Origin of the sequence: Rhodovulum sp. YNF3179, from assembly GCF_050586465.1 — a bacterium.
Taxonomy (GTDB): domain Bacteria; phylum Pseudomonadota; class Alphaproteobacteria; order Rhodobacterales; family Rhodobacteraceae; genus CAJXYS01.
This window is the reverse complement of sequence record NZ_JBOCEG010000005.1, coordinates 147,083-162,938: the sequence shown is the minus strand read 5'-3', so window position 1 is coordinate 162,938 and position 15,856 is coordinate 147,083. Positions and strand designations below refer to the sequence as shown.

22 protein-coding genes are annotated in these 15,856 nt (G+C 69.7%); 7 read left to right on the top strand and 15 right to left on the bottom strand.

Translation table 11 applies throughout. The features are described from left to right. Positions 1 to 2 precede the first annotated feature (2 nt). From flgA to ACQ5SP_RS10620, 7 genes are read right to left on the bottom strand one after another with little or no spacing between them, the layout of a single operon-like run. On the bottom strand, positions 3 to 440 hold the full coding sequence (gene flgA, locus ACQ5SP_RS10650; protein ID WP_430938349.1) for a flagellar basal body P-ring formation chaperone FlgA: 438 nt from the start codon (positions 438 to 440) through the stop codon (positions 3 to 5). Next, on the bottom strand, positions 437 to 1,222 hold the full coding sequence (flgG, locus tag ACQ5SP_RS10645) for a flagellar basal-body rod protein FlgG (RefSeq protein ID WP_430938348.1): 786 nt from the start codon (positions 1,220 to 1,222) through the stop codon (positions 437 to 439). The genes flgA and flgG overlap by 4 nt, the downstream gene beginning before the upstream one ends. A gap of 15 nt (positions 1,223 to 1,237) precedes the next feature. After that, on the bottom strand, positions 1,238 to 1,954 hold the full coding sequence (locus ACQ5SP_RS10640) for a flagellar hook-basal body complex protein (RefSeq protein ID WP_430938347.1): 717 nt from the start codon (positions 1,952 to 1,954) through the stop codon (positions 1,238 to 1,240). A gap of 3 nt (positions 1,955 to 1,957) precedes the next feature. Further along, on the bottom strand, positions 1,958 to 2,224 hold the full coding sequence (locus ACQ5SP_RS10635) for a flagellar biosynthetic protein FliQ (protein WP_430938346.1): 267 nt from the start codon (positions 2,222 to 2,224) through the stop codon (positions 1,958 to 1,960). A gap of 2 nt (positions 2,225 to 2,226) precedes the next feature. Then, positions 2,227 to 2,514, bottom strand: coding sequence for a flagellar hook-basal body complex protein FliE (gene fliE, locus ACQ5SP_RS10630; RefSeq protein WP_430938345.1), 288 nt, complete (start codon positions 2,512 to 2,514; stop codon positions 2,227 to 2,229). A 16-nt stretch (positions 2,515 to 2,530) separates the two neighbouring features. Further along, entirely contained in the window at positions 2,531 to 2,911 is a 381-nt protein-coding gene (flgC, locus tag ACQ5SP_RS10625) for a flagellar basal body rod protein FlgC (RefSeq protein WP_430938344.1), read from the bottom strand. An 8-nt stretch (positions 2,912 to 2,919) separates the two neighbouring features. Beyond that, on the bottom strand, positions 2,920 to 3,306 hold the full coding sequence (locus ACQ5SP_RS10620) for a FlgB family protein (protein WP_430938343.1): 387 nt from the start codon (positions 3,304 to 3,306) through the stop codon (positions 2,920 to 2,922). Positions 3,307 to 3,394: 88 nt separating this feature from the next. On the opposite strand from ACQ5SP_RS10620, the gene ACQ5SP_RS10615 reads away from it, so the two are divergent. Further along, positions 3,395 to 4,738 carry a FliI/YscN family ATPase gene (locus tag ACQ5SP_RS10615; RefSeq protein ID WP_430938342.1) on the top strand — a complete coding sequence of 448 codons (1,344 nt, stop codon included), beginning with the start codon at positions 3,395 to 3,397 and terminating at the stop codon, positions 4,736 to 4,738. Here ACQ5SP_RS10615 and ACQ5SP_RS10610 read toward each other — a convergent pair. From ACQ5SP_RS10610 to ACQ5SP_RS10585, 6 genes are all read right to left on the bottom strand, one after another. Next, positions 4,732 to 5,559 carry a DUF1217 domain-containing protein gene (locus tag ACQ5SP_RS10610; RefSeq protein ID WP_430938341.1) on the bottom strand — a complete coding sequence of 276 codons (828 nt, stop codon included), beginning with the start codon at positions 5,557 to 5,559 and terminating at the stop codon, positions 4,732 to 4,734. The two genes, ACQ5SP_RS10615 and ACQ5SP_RS10610, sit on opposite strands and share 7 nt — an antisense overlap. Beyond that, positions 5,556 to 5,960, bottom strand: a complete 405-nt coding sequence (gene flbT / locus ACQ5SP_RS10605) for a flagellar biosynthesis repressor FlbT (RefSeq protein ID WP_430938340.1) — start codon at positions 5,958 to 5,960, stop codon at positions 5,556 to 5,558. Before flbT ends, ACQ5SP_RS10610 begins: the two co-directional genes overlap by 4 nt. Beyond that, positions 5,957 to 6,334, bottom strand: a complete 378-nt coding sequence (flaF, locus tag ACQ5SP_RS10600; protein ID WP_430938339.1) for a flagellar biosynthesis regulator FlaF — start codon at positions 6,332 to 6,334, stop codon at positions 5,957 to 5,959. Before flaF ends, flbT begins: the two co-directional genes overlap by 4 nt. A 71-nt stretch (positions 6,335 to 6,405) precedes the next feature. After that, entirely contained in the window at positions 6,406 to 7,626 is a 1,221-nt protein-coding gene (locus tag ACQ5SP_RS10595) for a flagellin (protein WP_430938338.1), read from the bottom strand. Between the two features lie 222 nt (positions 7,627 to 7,848). Further along, entirely contained in the window at positions 7,849 to 8,190 is a 342-nt protein-coding gene (locus tag ACQ5SP_RS10590) for a flagellar protein FlgN (RefSeq protein ID WP_430938337.1), read from the bottom strand. Further along, positions 8,177 to 8,464, bottom strand: a complete 288-nt coding sequence (locus tag ACQ5SP_RS10585) for a rod-binding protein (RefSeq protein WP_430938540.1) — start codon at positions 8,462 to 8,464, stop codon at positions 8,177 to 8,179. Before ACQ5SP_RS10585 ends, ACQ5SP_RS10590 begins: the two co-directional genes overlap by 14 nt. A gap of 106 nt (positions 8,465 to 8,570) precedes the next feature. Here ACQ5SP_RS10585 and ACQ5SP_RS10580 point away from each other — a divergent pair, with 106 nt between their 5' ends. Together ACQ5SP_RS10580 and ACQ5SP_RS10575 are read left to right on the top strand one after the other, a co-directional pair. Beyond that, positions 8,571 to 9,944 (top strand): flagellar hook-length control protein FliK, encoded by a 1,374-nt coding sequence (locus ACQ5SP_RS10580; protein ID WP_430938336.1) that lies wholly within the window; start codon positions 8,571 to 8,573, stop codon positions 9,942 to 9,944. 11 nt (positions 9,945 to 9,955) lie between these two features. Continuing rightward, positions 9,956 to 10,627: a flagellar hook capping FlgD N-terminal domain-containing protein gene (locus ACQ5SP_RS10575; protein ID WP_430938335.1), complete on the top strand. Its 672-nt coding sequence runs from the start codon at positions 9,956 to 9,958 to the stop codon at positions 10,625 to 10,627. Between the two features lie 14 nt (positions 10,628 to 10,641). Here ACQ5SP_RS10575 and ubiB read toward each other — a convergent pair whose 3' ends face one another. Beyond that, positions 10,642 to 12,171 carry a 2-polyprenylphenol 6-hydroxylase gene (ubiB, locus tag ACQ5SP_RS10570; protein ID WP_430938334.1) on the bottom strand — a complete coding sequence of 510 codons (1,530 nt, stop codon included), beginning with the start codon at positions 12,169 to 12,171 and terminating at the stop codon, positions 10,642 to 10,644. A gap of 3 nt (positions 12,172 to 12,174) precedes the next feature. Next, a complete protein-coding gene (gene ubiE / locus ACQ5SP_RS10565; protein WP_430938333.1) occupies positions 12,175 to 12,924 on the bottom strand; it encodes a bifunctional demethylmenaquinone methyltransferase/2-methoxy-6-polyprenyl-1,4-benzoquinol methylase UbiE in 750 nt (249 codons plus the stop codon). Positions 12,925 to 13,008: 84 nt separating this feature from the next. Between ubiE and mutM the strand changes: the two genes are divergently transcribed. From mutM to ACQ5SP_RS10545, 4 genes are all read left to right on the top strand, one after another. After that, on the top strand, positions 13,009 to 13,875 hold the full coding sequence (mutM, locus tag ACQ5SP_RS10560; protein ID WP_430938332.1) for a bifunctional DNA-formamidopyrimidine glycosylase/DNA-(apurinic or apyrimidinic site) lyase: 867 nt from the start codon (positions 13,009 to 13,011) through the stop codon (positions 13,873 to 13,875). A gap of 60 nt (positions 13,876 to 13,935) precedes the next feature. Further along, entirely contained in the window at positions 13,936 to 14,712 is a 777-nt protein-coding gene (locus ACQ5SP_RS10555; RefSeq protein ID WP_430938331.1) for an enoyl-CoA hydratase, read from the top strand. A gap of 174 nt (positions 14,713 to 14,886) precedes the next feature. Then, a complete protein-coding gene (gene rpsT / locus ACQ5SP_RS10550) occupies positions 14,887 to 15,153 on the top strand; it encodes a 30S ribosomal protein S20 (RefSeq protein ID WP_430938330.1) in 267 nt (88 codons plus the stop codon). Between the two features lie 252 nt (positions 15,154 to 15,405). Then, positions 15,406 to 15,855 (top strand): rhodanese-like domain-containing protein, encoded by a 450-nt coding sequence (locus ACQ5SP_RS10545; RefSeq protein WP_430938329.1) that lies wholly within the window; start codon positions 15,406 to 15,408, stop codon positions 15,853 to 15,855. The last annotated feature ends 1 nt before the right edge of the window (position 15,856 follow it).

Below are 15,856 nucleotides of genomic sequence, written 5' to 3'. Positions count from 1 at the left end.
CCTCATTTCTGTGGACCGGAGGCGACGCGGACCGCCCCGGTGCCGGTGACCTTGCCGGTGACGGTGGCGCGCGAGGCGAGGTTCATCACCTGGAGCCGCTCGCCTTCGGCCGCCCGGCCGAGCGCGCGGCCTTCGGCCAGGATCTCGAGATCGCCCCGGCGGTAGACGATGGTGACCAGCTGGTTGCGTTCGATCAGGGCGGGCGGGCCGATATCGCCCGGGCGGATCGGCCGCCCCGCATAGAGAATGACCCTGGCTTCGCGGCCGATGGCCTCTGCCGGGTCGTCGAGCGCGCCGGGTACACGGCCCGGATGCAGCGAGAGGTCGGCCGGCCCGATCACCGCATGGCTCGGGATCGTGCGGGCGGCGATCACGGTTTCGGCCCCGGCGGGCGATGCAAGGGCGAGCGTGGCGAGGAGGAGAGCGGTGGCCTGGATCATCGGATCTGCGTCGTCGCCCCCAGCATCTGGTCGGCCGCCGTGATGACCTTGGCGTTGAGTTCGTAGCCGCGCTGCGCCTCGATCAGTTCCGTCACCTCGCGCACCGCGTCGACCGAGGAATCCTCGAGATAGCCCTGGCGGAAGGTGCCGAGACCGTTTTCCCCGGCCGTGCCGACCAGGGCGGCCCCCGAGGCCGGGGTCTCCAGGAAGAGGTTGGAGCCGATCGCTTCGAGGCCCTTTTCATTGGAGAACCCCACCAGAGAGAACTGGCCGAGCAATTCCGGTTCCACCTGGTCGGCGAAATAGGCGTAGACCTCGCCATCGGCATTGATCGACAGGCTGCGCGCGTCGTCGGGAATGGTGAGGTCGGGGGCCACCGCGTGGCCGTCGGCGGTGACGATCAGCCCGTCGGCCGAGCGTTTGAGCGCCCCGTCGCGCGTGTAGGCCGGCAGGCCCGAGGGCAGCGTCACTTCCAGGTAGCCCGGCCCGTCGATGGCGAGGTCGAGATCCCCGTCGGTCTGCGACAGCGAGCCCTGGGCGACGTTGACCGTCACGGCCGAGGGCCGGACGCCGAGGCCGAGCTGGACGCCCGCCGGCAGCACCGTGCCGTCGGACGCGTTGATCGCGCCGGCCCGCGCCACCTGCTGGTAGTGCAGGTCGGCGAATTCGGCGCGGCGCGCGTTGTAGGCGGTGGTGTTCATGTTGGCCAGGTTGTTCGAGATGACCTCGACCCGGGTCTGCTGGGCGCTCATGCCCGTGGCGGCGATCTTGAGGGCGCGCATGGAATGTCCTTTCGGTTACTTGCCGAGCGTCCGGAGCACGTTGCGAATGCGCTCGTCCTCGCGCTCGAGGAAGGCCTGGCCAAGCTCGTAGCCGCGCTGGACCTCGATCATCCGGGCCGTCTCGATCACGGGGTCGACGTTCGATTGTTCCAGGAAGCCCTGCTGGATCACCGGGCTTTCGACCGGCGCCAGCGGCCCTTTGGCACGAAACCGCACGCCATCCTCGCGGCGGAGGTCGACGGGACTCTCCGGCTGGACCAGGCCGATCTGGGCCAGCGGCCGGCCATCGGCGCTGAGCGTGCCGTCGGCCGCGATCGTGACCGCCGCCGCATCCGGGGGCACGAAGATCGGTGCGCCGCCGGCGTCGAGCAGCCGGTAGCCATCGGGCGTGGACAGCTCCCCGGCGGCGTTTGGCAGGAAGGCCCCGGCGCGGGTCAGGCGCGGGCCGGCGGGTGTCTCGAGCTGGAAGAACCCCGGCCCCTCGATCGCGAGATCGAAGGCCCCGCCGGTTCGGGTCAGCGCGCCCTGCCCGGCGGCGGTCGCGTGGGCCGCGGCGGTCGCCATGGACAGCGAGCCCGCGCTCTCGCCCAGGGCGCGCACATGTTCGGTGAAGATGACGCTCTCGGCGCGGAAGCCCGTGGTGCCCAGATTGGCGATGTTGTTGGCCAGCGCCCGCATCTCGTGCATCAGGCCGGACTGGCGCGTCAGGGTGGTGTAGCCGGTGGTGTCCATGGGTCAGCTCCCGGCGATCAGGGGCAGAAGCTGCCGGCTGAAGAAATTCGTCAGCAAGGCACTCATGAAGCCCATGCTCACCCAGAAGACCGCGACGATCGCCAGCAGTTTCGGCACGAAGGTGAGCGTCAGTTCCTGGATCGAGGTCAGGGCCTGGAACAGCCCGACCGCGACACCCGCGATCAGCGCGACGCCGAGGATCGGCGCCGAGATCAGCACCGCGACCCAGAGCCCCTGGCGGAGCGTGTCGTAAAACAGGGCTTCGGTCATCGTCAGACCGGCATCCGCAGGATTTCCTGGTAGGCCTCGACGACCTTGTCGCGGACCGTGACCGCCGTCTCGACCGCGAGCTCGGTCGCGGCGAGGGCCTCCACCAGCGCGTGGGCGTCGGCGTCACCGACCATGGCTGCCTTGGCGGTGGTCTCGCCATGGTGCAGCGTCTCCGCGAAACCCCTGGCGGCATCGCCGAGGCGCGACGCGGCGTCGGCCTGGGGGGTCGGGGCCGTCGCGGATCGCGCGGCGGAGTAGAGATTCGGGGCGATGGTGCTTGCCGGGGTCATTCTGGATCCTCCTAGATCAACGGCGGAGCAGTTCCATCAGGCCGCTCGACATCTGCCGGGCCTGGTCGAACATCTTGAGATTGGCTTCGTAGCTGCGCTGGGCCTCGCGGGCGTCGGCGATCTCGACCAGGAGATCGACGTTCGAGCCGCGGTAATGCCCGGTCGCGTCGGCCAGCGGGTGGGCGGGGTCGTAAATGCGGTCGGGCGCGGTCGGGTCGAGCCGGACCGGGCCGAGCGTGACCCGGTCGCCCTCGACCGCGTCGCGGAACATCACGGTCTTGCGGTGAAAGCCGGGCGTGTCGGCATTGGCAATGTTCTCGGATGTCAGGCGCAGGCGGGTGGCCTGGGCCTGCATGCCGCTGGCGGCCAGCGCCATCGAAGTGTTCAGAGCATTCATTTCGGGACCTATCGGATGCGGCCGAGGCTGGCGCGGAGAATGTCGAGGGACTTGCCGTAGACCGCGACCGCGCGGTCATGGGCGCGGCGGGACTCGATCGCCTTCATCATCTCGATCTCGAGCGCGACGGTATTGCCGTCGGGCGACTCGACCGGGCGGGCGGCGTGGTCCGCCCGCGGCAGGTCCGCGCCGGCCTGCGAAATATGGCCCGGGCGCGTGGCGCGCAGCCGGGCCGGCTGGACGGGCTGGTAGACCTCGCTGAAGGGCGGCAGGTCGACGGCGCGGTAACCGGGCGTGTCCGCATGGGCGATGTTGCGGGCGATGGCGGCGCTGCGCGCGGCGGCGTGCCGCGCCATCGACTGCGCCATCTGGATGATCTCGAGCTGCTCGGGCATCGGGGCTTCTCCCTCGATCGGTTTCAACCAAGGCTTAAGCGCGATTCCTTTAGAAACGGTTGGCGAGAAAACAGGGATGGAGACCCGCATGACCTTCACCGACTACGCGCCGCTCGCCGCCGAGATCGCGGCCATAAGACCCGCGCATGCCCTGGGGCGGGTCACCGCCATCGCCCGCGGCGCCGTCGAGGTGGGCGGCCTTGGTACCTCGGTCGCGCTCGGGGACATGCTGCGGGTGGAACCCGTGGCCGGCGCCCCCGTCGAGGGGGAGGTCGTCGTCCTGTCCGGCGATACGGTGACGCTGCTGCCCGGCGGCGCGGTGGACGGGCTGTCCGTGGGCGACCGGGTACGGCTCCTGGGCCACCCGTCGCTGGCGCCGGATGACGGCTGGATCGGGCGCATCGTCGATCCTTATGGCCGGCCGCTCGACGGGCGGCCCCTGTTTCGCGGATCGCAGGCGCGGCGCTATCGCGCGGCGCCGCCGGATGCCGGCCAGCGCCGCGGACTGGGCGCGCGGCTCGAGACCGGGCTCGCGGTCTTCGACACCCTGCTGCCCGTCGTGCGCGGTCAGCGGCTGGGTCTCTTCGCGGGATCGGGCGTGGGCAAGTCCTCGTTGCTCGGCGCGCTCGCGCGTGGCCTGGCCGCCGATGTCGTGGTGATCGGTCTCATCGGCGAACGCGGGCGCGAGCTGCGCGATTTCGTCGAAACGGTGCTCGGCCCCGCGGGCATGGCGCGGGCGGTCATCGTCACCGCGACCTCGGACAAGTCGGCCCTGACGCGCCGGCGCTGCGCGCTGGCGGCGATGACGGTGGCCGAGCATTTCCGCGACCAGGGGCGGCACGTGCTGCTGCTGGCCGACTCGATCACCCGCTTCGCCGACGCCCATCGCGAGGTCGCGCTCGCCGGGGGCGAATCGGGGTCGCTGCGGGGCTATCCGCCATCGACCGGGCACATGATCATGTCGCTCTGCGAACGGGCGGGGCCCGGCACGGGCGCGCAGGGCGATATCACGGCGGTCTTCACCGTGCTCGTGCCGGGCTCGGACATGGAAGAACCGGTGGCCGACATCCTGCGCGGGGTGCTTGACGGCCATGTCGTGCTCGACCGCGCGATCGCCGAGCGGGGCCGCTTCCCCGCCATCGATCTCCTGCGATCGGTGTCGCGCAGCCTGCCGGCCGCCGCGACGACCGCCGAGAACGCATTGATCTCGCGGGCGCGGCGCGTGCTCGGCACCTATGACCGGTCCGAGATGATGATCCAGGCCGGGCTCTACACCACGGGCAGCGATCCGCAGATCGACGAGGCCGTGGCGCTCTGGCCCGGGCTCGACGCCTTCCTGGCCGAGCCCGCACCGGACGGCGTCGCGGCGAGTTTCGCCCGGCTGGAGACGCTGCTTGCGCGGCCGGACCCGGCGAGCGGTGCGGATCAGTAAAGCGCTTCGAGGATCGACCGCGCGCTGCCGGTCGACTGCAGGAGAGACAGCGCCGCCATGCCGGGCGCCGATGCCGGCGGGCCGGCCGCAAGCTGTGCCTGCGCGAGGAAGCGACGGACCAGCGCCTCGACCCGGTCCGGGTCGGAGAACTGGCCGATGCTGTCCCCGCCGAAGGCGCGCGCGGCGCGCGCCTGCATCTCGTCGGCCTGGCGGTCGATATCCAGCGTCGCGAAAGCTGCCGGCAGCCCGAACGCGGTCTCGAACACCTTGCGAAGCGGCGGTGCCCCGAGCACCTGGAACCACTTGGTGCGCTCGGTCGCGTCGCTTCCGGCGATCTCGCCCAGCGCGCGCCGGGCCTCGAGCGCGAGCCGCAGCGACTCGTCCTGCCGGCCGACTGCGACCTCGAAGCTGCGGGTTTCGTAGCGCGCGACGATGTCGTCGGCGAAGTCGCTCAGCTGCGTGCGCGGCGTTGCGAAATCCCCGAAGCCAAAGGCGCGCGCGAACTCGGCATACCGGGGATCGGCCAGCCTGTTGGCCAGCGCGTCCGCGGAAAGGGTGCCCTCTTCCAGCACCTTGCGGATAAAGAAGCGGTTGCCGAGATCGTCCTGCAACCCGAAGGCACCGAGCGCCACCTCGAGAACCCTGCGATCCGAGACCAGCGCGGCGGCGGTATCGATCTGGCCGATCCGGGCGCGGAAATGATCGGTGTTTCGCTGGATCTCGGGGGCCTGGACGAACGCCGCGCTCTGCCGGTCCAGGGTGCGGTCGAGAAAGCGCAACCCGGCCAGCCCGCCCAGGGGAAGGACGGGCTGGAAGCTCATCTCTTGCTTGCGGCCATCAGCCGCTCCTCCCGGGGCAGCAGCGCCCGCAGGGCCTTGAGGGCCGGGTAGAACCGGTCCTGCAGGATATCCTCGGTGGCGCGGTCCAGGTACTGGCGGCTGTCGGAATCGGTGAAGACCTGGCTGAGTTGCTCGATCCCCCGCACCAGCTGGATGCGCGCGGCGTCCGGCTCCGCGTCGCCCGACAGGACCAGCTGGGCGATGTAGCAGACCCGCCGCACGGGCGTGTTCGCGGCCTCGGGATGGATCGCGTCGCGCAGCCGCAGGATCTTGGCGCCGGGCGTGAGCACGCTGAAGCGGCCGCGCCGGGCGCCGTTCTCGATCACGGCACCGTTGACGAGCACGCGTTCCTGGGGCCCGAGTTTCAGGACGAGACCGGTCATTCCGGGACTCCTTCCGGCCTCAGTCCGCGCATCACGGCGGTGTTGATCTCGACGAGAACGTCCGGCTGCGCCTCGCCGCGAAGAATGCGCTGCGTGTGCTGGCGGGTGAACTCGGCGAGCGAGACGAGCTGGGCGCGCAGCGCCTCGGGCAGGGCGTTGTCGTCGCCGGCGAGATCGGCGGCCAGGATCGCCCAGAGCCGGCGGTTCTGGTGCAGCGCCTCGGCCATCGGGCCGAGCCGCGGTTCGGCCGCGTCGGCGGCATCTTTCAGGCGGCGGGTGACACGGGCGAAGATCTCGTACTCGGTGCTGCGCGCGCTGCGCACGGGCGCGGCCGGGCCGCCATAGGCCGTGCGCGCCATGTCGGTGGCGTTCATGGGGGACTCCTCCGGTCCTGTGGGTGTTCAGGGAAGGGGCGGGGCGGCGGTGCCGCCCCGCCCCGTGGCCCTTACCGGAAGAGCGAAAGGATGTTCTGGGGCGACTGGTTGGCGATAGACAGCGCCTGGGTCCCCAGCTGCTGCTGGACCTGGAGCGCCTGCAGCCGCGCCGAGGCTTCTTCCATGTCAGCATCGACGAGGGAGCCGATCCCGGCGGTCATCGAGTCCGTCAGCTTCGACACGAAGCTTGACTGGATGTCGATCCGGGTCTCGGCGGTGCCGAAAGCGGCGGAGGCATCGACCGCAGTCTGGATCAACGACTCGATGTTGCCCAGCGCGTTGGCGGCGCCGACCTGCGAGGAGACGTCGATCCCGGCCAGAAGGCCGAGCCCGCCGGACCCCGCATTCTCGAACTGGGCGCTGATCGCGACATCCTCGCCCGTGTTGTTGGTGAAGACCAGGGTGCCGGGCGTGCCGCTGTCGTAGTCGATGTCGAGCGCGCCGGTGGCGTCGCTGATGCCCAGCGCGTCGACCGCGGCCTTGAGACCCAGCGCCACGATATCGCCGGTGGTGGAGGCGGCGGCGTCCTCGGCGGTGACCGTGTAGGCGACGGTCTGGTCTTCGACCGACAGGATGATCCGGTCGCCGGCCGCGAAGGTATCGCTCGATTCGTTCGTGACGATGTTGCCGGTGGACCCGCCGGTGTCGATGGTGAAGGCCGCGCTGTCGGCATTGGTCGAGGCGCCGGTCGAGCCGGTCAGAACGTCCTTGGCCGCGTAGCCGCCGGTCGAGAGATCCTGCGCGCTCACCGTGATCGAGGACGAGGTCACGTTGCCCGAGGCATCCCGGTCGAGCGAGGACAGCACATCGGTGCTGGCGACGCTGCCATCGACCAGGTTCAGCCCGTTGAACTGGGCCGCGCCGACGACGGAGGCGATCTGGTCGCGCAGCGCCGCGACGTCCGACTGGACCTTGGCGCGGTCGATGTTGTTTTCCTGCGCAGCGACGATCTTCTCTTTCATCTGCGTCAGGAGATCGGTGACCGTCTCGGCCGCCTGGCGCGCCACGGCGACGGTGGACTCGCCGAGCGACAGGCTTTCGGAGATGGCGGTGAACCCGCTCACATCGGATTCCATCACCTTGGAGATCGCCCATACCGAGGAGTTGTCCTTGGCCGTGGCCACCGCCTTGCCGGTGGAGATCTGGCTCTGCGTGGATTCGAGATTGGCGTTGATCCCGCGCAGGGTCTGCAGCGCGATCATCGCGCTGGTGTTCGTGAGGATGCTGGACATGTGCATTTCCTTCCATGCGGCGATGTCTTTGACACCGCTGTTCCTTTCGCCGCCCGGGGGCGGCCGCTCACGTCCTTCTGACTTTTGCGGGTCACGGTGTTCCGCGGGCCGCGCCATCCGCTTCGGGATGCGGGGGCGAGACTGCGGCGCAAATCCTAACGGGTTATTAACGGGTTGGGCCGCGGAAGCCGCTGATTTTAGGCGAATTGCGGACCATCCCCTTCAGGCCTTGTGATCGTGGCGGATCCCCGCGCCGCCCAGCGTCTGCCGGCGACCGCCGCGGTCGTAGGTCTCGAGGTTCGGGGGCGTGTCGCGCGCGGCGGAAAGCCGGAGCTGGGCGGATTGTATGCCGCTCAGCGCGGCGGCCAGCAGCCGGGCGTTGCGGTGGGCCGAGCGCGAGAGCGCCTCGACGGTCTCGCGGTCGACCCCGGCGCTTGGCAGGGCCGCGGCGAGCCGGGTTTTCTCGGGCACGAGACGGGCCAGGGCCGCGAGATCGCCGGATAGCAGGAGCCGGCGCTCCCGATCCATCAGGCTGGCCAGTTCGCGAACGTCACGCCGGGTCATCGGCCCGCCCCTTGAGCGACTCGAAGATCGACTCCGCCAGGCCGAAGCCGCCGGCCTCTGCCAGGGCGCGGGCCTGGGCGTCGCGCAGGAAAGACGCGAACTGGTCTTCGCCCGCGCCGCCGCCAAAGGCGGACGGGGTCTCGCCGAGACCGGCGGATTTCAGCATCTGCGAGATGAAACTCGCCTCGAGCGCGCGGGCCGCGTCGCGCAGCCGGTCCTCCGTCTCGGGGCGCAGGGCGGGCGGCGGGGCGGCGGGATGTGGCGTGATCTGCATATCGGCCTCGATTCCTGACAAGTTTCCGGATTTTCCCCCGCACGGGTAAAGAAGCGGTAACCCGCGCCATGCAAGCTGCCCCGGTGACAGAAATCCGGAGGCGCATGTGCATATCCTGATCCTGCCGACCGAGCCGCGCGGCGACGCCGCACCGTCCCGCGCCAGCGGCGACGGGCCCGGCGCCACAGCTGTGCCGGCCGACGGCTCCGTGCCCGTCGTCCGGGTGGGATTCGTCGCCGTCCTGGCACGAACCGGTCACGACCCCACCGACGGGCCGGGCGAGGATACGGCCGCCGATCCGCCAGACGAGGCCGGCGTCGCGCCGGGCCGGGCCGATCGGGCCGCAGCCGGACACGCGGTCGGGCTGGACATGACCGACGTCGCCGTTGCGGGCCTCGTCCCGGCGCCCGAGGCCGATCCGGCACCGCCCCCAGCAAAGGACGGCGCGGCAATGCCGGCGGGCCTTGGCCGCGGTGCGGCGGATGTGCCGGCCGCCTGGCCGCAGGCGGCGCCGGCGCCCCCCATGGCCGACCCCGGCCGCGCCGAGACGACCCGGCCGCCGGCCCGGGGGCCTGCCTCGCCGCCCGCCCATGCCCCGGCCCCGCTCGCGCCGGCGTCCGGGGCGGGCGCCCCGACCGCGCCGACCGTGCCGGAGGTGCGGGCAGGCGATCCGGGCCGCCCCGTGGATCCCCCCGGGACCGAGATGCCGCGCGCGCGGCCCGACACTGCCGCGGCCCCGCTGGCGGCGCCCCCAGCGCCCCGGGCCAGAGCCCTGCCCATGGCCGATGGGGCGGACCTGCCCCCGCGCGTCGAAGCGCGCCTGCGCGCCACGACCGCCCGGCCCGCCCCCGCCGCCGCGCCCAGGATCGATGCGCCGTCGCCAGCGGCGGTGCCCGCCGGCCCCTCCGCGCCCGGGGGGCGTTCGGCGGAAACCACGGGCCGCGCGGCCGGTCCCGAAATGATGGGGATTTTCGAGGATCCGGCCGCCGCGTCGGATCTGCGTCCGGGGGATCGCCCGGGCGCGGAGCGCGTTTTCCAGGCTTCCGGACCCCTGGCCGCCGACCGCGGTGCACAGACGCCGCCCGCGCTGGCCCGCGCGGTCTCGGCCCAGCTGGCCGAGGCGGCGCGCCTCGATCCAGGCCGGCCGGTGGAAATCCGTCTCGAGCCGCAGGAACTCGGGCAGGTGCGCATGACCCTGAGCCTGACCGATCAGGGCGTCACCGTGGCGATGTCGGTCGAGCGGCCCGAGACCCTCGAACTCATCCGGCGGCACGTGGACATGCTGGCGCAGGATTTCGCCCGGCTGGGTCTCGGCACCGCCGGCTTCAGCTTTGCCCGCCAGGACGGCGGCGGGGACCAGGCCGCCGGAACGCCCGTCTCCGCGGGCCTCGCGGCGCAAGAGACCACCGGCGAAACCGATGCGGCGCAGCGGATCACGCTCCGCGCGGCGACCGATGGCGGCATGGATATCAGGCTCTGAAAGGACAGGAGATGGACCCGATCAATCCCGCAACGGCCGGAGCCGGATCCGCGGCATCGTCACCCCCGCAGCTCGGCGCTGCCGAGATGGTGACCTCGGATTTCGAGACGTTCCTGAAAATGATGACCGAGCAGCTCAAGCATCAGGATCCGCTCAACCCGCTCGACAGCAACGACTTCGCGATGCAGTTGGCGACGTTTTCGGGGGTCGAACAGCAGGTGCAGACCAATTCGCTGCTGACCGCCATCCAAAGCCAGCTTGGCGCCGCCGACGCGACGGCGCTGGCGGGGTGGGTCGGGCTGGAAGCCCGCGCCGCGGTGCCGGCCGATTTCGACGGAACACCGCTGGAACTGGTGCCGCGCTTCGCCACCGGCGCCGAGAGCGCGCGGCTCGTGGTCCAGGATCCGGCGGGGCGCATCGTGCAGTCGCTGCCGCTGACCGTCGCGGACGGTCCCGTCGTCTGGACGGGCGCCGATGCGAACGGCGCGATCCTGCCGGCCGGGCGCTACAGCTTCACGGTAGAGAGCGAGACCTCCGGCGGCGAGACGGAGACACACCCCGCCGAGGTCTACGCCGCGGTGCGGGAGGCCCGGCTCGACGGCGAGCGCACGCTTCTCGTCCTGGCAGGCGGGGCGGAGGTGCCGGCTTCCGAGATCAGTGCGGTGCGCGCGCCCGACGACTGATCGGCCCCCGGCGTTCACAGGCCGAGATAGGCGGCGAAACCCGCGGCCGACGCGGCGGCGCCCAGCGCGGCCCAGGCCACCGGGTGCCATCCCCGGCGCGGCGGGTCCGGCTGCGGCGGGTCGACTTGCGCCATGATCGCGGCTTCGGCGAGCTTGGGCAGACGCGGCCCGAACCGGGCCAGGACCTTCGCCGTCTCGGCGAGGTCGCGGGCAAAGGCGCGCGGGCCGACATTGGTGCGGATGTAATCCTCGACAACGGGCTGCGCGACTTCCCAGATGTTGATGTTCGGATGAAGCGACCGCGCCACGCCCTCGACCACCACCATGGTACGCTGAAGCAGGATCAGCTCCGTCCGGGTTTCCATGCCGAAGCGTTCGGTCACCTCGAACAGGTAGGCCAGGAGCTTTGCCATCGAGATCTGGCTCGCGTCCATGCCGAAGATGGGCTCGCCCACCGATCTTAGCGCCTGGGCAAAGGCGTCGATGTCGCGGTCGGCGGGCACGTAGCCGGCCTCGAAATGCACCTCGGCCACGCGGCGGTAGTCCTTGCGGATGAAGCCCATCAGGATCTCTGCGTAGACCCGGCGCGTGTATTCGTCGATCCGCCCCATGATCCCGAAATCCAGCGCCACGATGTCGCCGCTGTCGGACACCTTGAGATTGCCCTGATGCATGTCCGCGTGGAAGTATCCGTCCCGGAGCGCGTGGCGAAGGAACATCTGCAGCACGCGTTCGCCCAGGGCCGTCAGGTCGTGACCGGCGGCCCGCAGCGCGGGCACGTCCCCCATGGGAATACCGCCCACCCAGTCCAGCACCAGCACCCGGCGGCCTGACAGCGGCCAGTGGTTTTCCGGTACGGTGAAACCCGGATCGTCGGCGGTCGAGGCCGCGAATTCCGCCGCCGCCGCGCCCTCGAGACGCAGGTCCAGCTCCTTCATCACTACGCCTTCGAAATGGGCGATCACGTCCGTCGGTTTCAGCCGGCGCGAGGCGGGGGAGAGCCGCTCGATCATGTTGGCGACGAAGTAGAAGGCGTCGATGTCCCGGCGGAAGGCGCGTTCGATGCCGGGGCGCAGGATCTTCACCGCGACGTCGCGGCCGGTGCTGCGCAGCCGCGCCCGGTGAACCTGCGCGATCGACGCGGCCGCGACCGGTTCGCTGAATTCGCTGAAGGCCGCGTCGGCGGCGATCTCGATTTCCCGCTCGAAGGAGGCCTTGGCGGTGGCGGTGTCGAAAGGCGGCAGCTTGTCCTGCAGAACCCGAAGCTGCTGGGCAAGCTCGTCGCCCACCACGTCGGGACGTGTCGACAGGATCTGGCCGAACTTGATGTAGGCCGGGCCCATGGCGGTCAGCGCACGGGTCACCGGGGGCATGGTCGGGTCGCCCTTGGCGCCGAGCCACTTGAACGGCCAGCCGACCACCCGCGCGGCGAGCCGCATCTGGGGCGGCGCGTTCACGGCCTTGAGCGCGACCCCCATGGCGCCCGTGCGCTCGAAGGTGGCGCCGGTGCGGATCAGGCTCCAGATATTGTGGGGTCCGCGCATGGCCTAGATTTTCCAGCCGGAATGAAGCGCGGCGACACCGAAGGTCAGGTTGCGGAACTTGACGTTCTCGAAGCCCGCCGCGCGGATCATCGCCGCAAAGCTCTCCTGATCGGGGAAGCGGCGAATGCTTTCGACAAGATACTGGTAGCTCTCGCGGTCATTCGCGATCAGGCGGCCCATTTCCGGGATGACGTTGTAAGAGTAGCGGTCGTAGAGCCATTGCAGCCCGTGGTTCGGCAGCTGGCTGAATTCCAGGACCATCAGCCGGCCGCCCGGCCGCAGCACGCGGAAGGCCTCGGTCAGCGCATCCTCGATCCGGGTCACGTTTCGAATGCCGAAGGAGATCGTGTAGACGTCGAAGCTGTTATCCTCGAAGGGCAGGGCCATCGCGTCGCCCACCACCCAGTCCAGCCGGTCGGCAAGCTGCGCGGCCTCGGCGCGCTTGCGGCCCTCCACCAGCATGCTCTCGGTCATGTCCAGAACGGTCGCGGTGGCGCCGGGCGCGCGATCGAGGAAGCGGAAGGCGATGTCGCCGGTGCCGCCGGCCACGTCCAGCAGGCGCTGGCCGTTTCGGGGGGCGAGCCAGTCCATCATCGCATCCTTCCAGACGCGGTGGATGCCCATGGACATGACATCGTTCATCACGTCGTATTTCGAGGCGACGTTGGTAAAGACGCCGTGGACCATCCCGGCCTTCTGGTCCTCGGGCACGGTCTGGCGGCCGAAATGGGTCGTTTTGGGCGCGTCGGTCATGGGTCTTGCACTCGGCTGAAACTCCCCCTCCTTATAGGGCGCCTGAGGGGCGGAGCAATGCGTCCTTTCCGAACGGAGGCGATTGTGCCCGAACTGCCCGAAGTCGAGACCGTGCGCCGGGGGCTGGAGCCGGTGATGGCTGGAAAACGGATCGCGCGTGCCGATGTGCGGCGCCCCGATCTGCGCTGGCCGCTGCCCGACCGGCTCGCCGCGCGGCTGACCGGTCAACGCGTCCTGCACCTGGGGCGGCGGTCGAAATACCTGTTGTTGGCGCTGTCCTCCGGCGAGACGCTGATCGTGCATCTGGGCATGTCGGGGCGGCTGCTGGTCAGCCTGCCCGATGCGGCGCGCCACGCCGTGGCGCAGTTCCACCACGACCATCCGGCGCCCGATAAGCATGACCATGTCGTGCTCGACATGGAGGGGGGCGCGCGAATCACGTTCAACGACGCGCGGCGTTTCGGGGCGATGGACCTGGTGGCGACCGCGACCGCGGAGGAACACTGGCTGCTGGCCGGCCTCGGGCCGGAGCCGCTGGGCAACGCCTTCGACGAGTCGTACCTGGCGGCGCGGCTTGCCGGGCGCCGCACGCCCATGAAGGCGGCCTTGCTCGATCAGCGGGTCGTGGCGGGGCTCGGCAACATCTATGTCTGCGAGGCGCTTTGGCGGGCGCGCATCTCGCCGCGGCGAAAGGCCGGGAATCTCGGCCAAAAAAGGCTGCAGAGCCTGGTGCCGGCCATCCGGGCGGTCCTGCAGGACGCGATTGCGGCCGGGGGATCCTCGCTGCGCGATTACCGACAGGCCGACGGCGAACTCGGCTATTTCCAGCACGCGTTCGCCGTATATGGGCGCGAGGGCGAGACATGCCGCCGCGACGCCTGCGGCGGAACGATCGCGCGGATCGTTCAATCGGGACGGTCGACTTTCTATTGTCCGGGATGCCAGAGATAGGTTGAACGCGGGCCGATAGCTGGTAAGGAATCTGGCCGAGATCATCAAAAGGGTTCCCGGATGGCTTACGAGACGCTGATCGTCGAGGTCGAGGACCACGTCGCGCTGATAAAGCTCAACAGACCGGACGCGCTGAACGCGCTCAACAGCACGCTGCTGTCCGAGCTCGCCAAGGCGCTGAAGGCAGCCGAAGACAACGACAAGGTCCGCGCGATCGTGCTGACCGGGTCGTCCAAGGCCTTCGCGGCCGGGGCGGATATCAAGGAGATGTCCGAGAAGAGCTTCGTCGAGGTTTTCACCGAGGATCTGTTCGGCGCCGAGGTCGAGCAGATGCTTCGCTGTCGCAAGCCGATCATCGCGGCGGTGGCCGGCTACGCGCTGGGCGGGGGCTGCGAACTGGCGATGATGTGCGACTTCATCATCGCGGCCGACACGGCGAAGTTCGGCCAGCCCGAGATCAATCTCGGCGTGGTCGCCGGCATCGGCGGAACCCAGCGCCTGACCAAGTTCGTCGGCAAGTCGAAGTCGATGGACATGCATCTGACCGGGCGCTTCATGGATGCCGAAGAGGCTGAACGCGCCGGGCTCGTCAGCCGCGTGGTGCCCGCCAAGAAGCTCATGGACGAGGCGATGGCCGCCGCCCAGAAGATCGCCGAGAAATCGCAGATCACGACGCTGGCGGTGAAGGAAGCGGTGAACCGGTCCTACGAGACGACGCTGCGCGAGGGGCTGCTCTTCGAGCGTCGCCTCTTCCACTCGCTCTTCGCCACGGAAGACCAGAAAGAGGGCATGTCCGCCTTCCTCGAGAAGCGCGAGCCGCAGTTCCGCGACAAGTGATCCCGGCAAGGCCCGCCAAAAAGGGCCTTTGCAATCGCCAGGCTTTTCTCTATACGCCCGGTCCAGACATGCGCGTGAGGCCCGCCTTGGCCAGAATCGCCCGGTAGCGAACCCGGGGTGGGGTCATCCCGCGCAAACGCAAATTGATACCGACCCCACGAAGGGAACACGCACATGGCCAATACGCCCCAGTCCAAGAAACGCGCCCGTCAGAACGAGCGCCGCTATGCCGTCAACAAGGCGCGCCGGTCGCGCATCCGCACCTATCTGCGCCAGGTCGAGGAAGCGATCGCCGGCGGCAACAAGGAAGCCGCGGCCGAGGCGCTGCGCAAGGCTCAGCCCGAACTGATGCGCGGCGTCACCAAGGGCGTGATGCACAAGAACACCGCGTCGCGCAAACTTTCGCGCCTGTCGGCCCGGGTTAAGGCGCTCGGCGCCTGAGCCGTCCGCTCCATTGACGGTTTGATGACAGCAAGGCGCGCCTCCGGGCGCGCCTTTTGCGTTTCGGGTGGTCGATTGCCCATCGAATGGGCGTCCTGAACCCGCGTCGGTTGCCGGCTGCGACGTTTCTGTAACAGTTTCGGGGATTCGGAATCAGCAAGCTTAGAGTCAAGCGCGAAGATAAGTTGCCGCCCATGTGAGCCTGTTGCTAGCTTCGACAAGCGATTCAAACCGCCTTTGGGGGAAGCTGCGATGAGCGCGGACCGGAGTCCGAGCGTTTCCGAGGTATTGCCTGACGAAACCTGGAAAGAGCTGCAAGATACTCCGGATGCCGTGCTGATCGATGTCAGAACCCGGCCGGAATGGGGGTTTGTCGGTGTGCCCGACCTGTCGACGCTGAGCCGCTCGGTGATCCTGCACGAGTGGCGCCAGTTCCCCGACATGGCGGTCAACCCGGCATTCTCCGCGGCGCTGATGGAAGAGTTCGGGGACACGCTGCCGTCCAAGGTCTTCTTCATCTGCCGGTCCGGGGCGCGTTCCATGGAGGCTGCCACCGCTTTCGCTGCGGAACTCCAGGCGCGCGGGCAAAGGGCCGAGTGTATTAACGTGGCCGAGGGCTTCGAGGGCGATTTGGATGCAAATAAACACCGGGGCACGACCAATGGTTGGAAGGCCCGGGGGCTGCCCTGGCGGCAGTCTTGAA